Genomic DNA, 590 nt, shown 5'->3' with positions numbered 1-590 from the left:
GCAAACAGGCATTCCATGGGAAGACCTTCCCCAATCCCTGGGCTACGGCAGCGGCATGACTTGCTGGCGGCGTCTGCGCGACTGGAATGCCGCTGGTGTCTGGGAGCGGCTGCACCAGGCCATGCTGACTCGCTTGCGTGAACATGACCAAATCGATTGGAGCCGGGCCAGCATTGATGGCTCCTCGGTACCAAGCCCCCGGGGGGCCAGGAAACGGGTCCAAACCCCACGGACAGAGGCAAGCTCGGCTCCAAGCGGCACATCGTCGTAGATGCCAGAGGCATCCCGCTGGTGATCTTGGTCAGCGGCGCGAACCGGCACGACTCCAAGATGTTCGAGAGGTGCGTGGACGCGATTCCTGCGATTGCTGGCCTGCCAGGACGTCCCCGTAGAAGACCGGCAAAGCTGCACGCCGACAAAGGCTACGACTTCAAGCGATGCCGAGCCCACCTGAGGCAGCGGGGCATCATTGGCCGGATTGCCAGACGAGGCATTGAGAGCAGCGAGCGGCTGGGCAAACACCGGTGGGTGGTGGAGAGGACGCACAGCTGGTTTGCAGGCTTTGGCAAGCTGCGAATCCGCTTTGAACG

The 590-nt window shown here is 62.9% G+C and carries 1 pseudogene; it reads left to right on the top strand.

Annotation, left to right across the window (positions count from 1 at the left end):
- Positions 1-590, top strand: a pseudogene (locus L995_RS32280) (IS5 family transposase); the annotation flags it as partial.

This window comes from Delftia sp. ZNC0008, from assembly GCF_000799035.1.
GTDB classification, from domain to species: Bacteria; Pseudomonadota; Gammaproteobacteria; order Burkholderiales; family Burkholderiaceae_C; genus Comamonas; species Comamonas tsuruhatensis.
Note: the sequence above shows the minus strand (reverse complement) of the source record. Positions and strands in the feature narration are given on the sequence as shown.